Source organism: Polynucleobacter sp. AP-Latsch-80-C2 (assembly GCF_018882185.1).
Classification (GTDB): Bacteria; Pseudomonadota; Gammaproteobacteria; order Burkholderiales; family Burkholderiaceae; genus Polynucleobacter.
The window spans coordinates 1-550 of sequence record NZ_JACVOY010000037.1 but is presented as its reverse complement, the minus strand read 5'-3'; the positions used below and the strand labels follow the sequence as shown (position 1 = coordinate 550).

Genomic DNA, 550 nt, shown 5'->3' with positions numbered 1-550 from the left:
TCATCATGGATCTTGCGATAACCATAGATGGTGCCGCTTGCCAGCCACGCTTGCTTAATCTGGGTCACAATCATTTGGTTCTCACACGCTCGAGACGAGAGTGGCTCTTTAAGCCAGGCGTAATAGCCACTGTGGTGGACTCGCAAAACATTGCACATGGTGCGGATGGCATGCTCATGCTGGTGCTTTTTGATGAAGGCGTACTTTAACCGGACTCCTTGGCAAAGTACGCGGCGGCCTTTTTTAGGATGTCGCGCTCTTCGGTAACCCGCCGCAGCTCCGCCTCCAGTCTTTTAAGCTTAGCCGTTTGATCATCCCCCACTAGACGCTGCTCAGCTGGAATGCCATATTTATTAACCCAGGCATACAGGCTATGGGGTGAGGTGCCCAGCCTAGCAGCCACATCTCGAACACCAAAACCCCGTTCAACTACCTGTTTGACTGCCTCTAACTTGAACTCTTCAGTAAACCGTCTTCTTGTACTCATGACACACCTCCTAATAGACTAAATATTAGGCTAGAAAGTGTCTATAGAAGTGGTAGCGATTCA

1 pseudogene is annotated in these 550 nt (G+C 49.8%); it reads right to left on the bottom strand.

Annotation, left to right across the window (positions count from 1 at the left end):
• Positions 1-487: pseudogene (locus tag ICN47_RS13035) on the bottom strand (transposase); the annotation flags it as partial.
• Positions 488-550 lie beyond the last annotated feature (63 nt).